Raw genomic sequence first — 239 nt, 5'->3', positions numbered from 1 at the left:
AGATACATCTGGCCGTTCGAGGCTTGGGATGTCCCGTGCGGTTCACGCTCACCGCGGGCCAGAAGGGCGATGCACCGCAAGCCGCCACATTGATCGAGGGACTGTCCGCCGGGGTCGTCATGGCCGATACAGCCTATGACGCCGATCACTTGCGTCAGGCCATCGCAGCCAAGGGCGCGCTCGCCGTCATCCCCAACAATCCGTCACGCGCACTCAAGCATCCGCTCGACAAGCATCTC

1 protein-coding gene is annotated in these 239 nt (G+C 63.6%); it reads left to right on the top strand.

The features are described from left to right. The coding region (locus FNJ47_RS48820; protein WP_163163824.1) for a transposase at positions 1 to 239 on the top strand (239 nt) is incomplete at both ends.

The sequence above is a fragment of the Bradyrhizobium uaiense genome (genome assembly GCF_010811875.1).
Classification (GTDB): domain Bacteria; phylum Pseudomonadota; class Alphaproteobacteria; order Rhizobiales; family Xanthobacteraceae; genus Bradyrhizobium; species Bradyrhizobium uaiense.
Note: the sequence above shows the minus strand (reverse complement) of the source record. Positions and strands in the feature narration are given on the sequence as shown.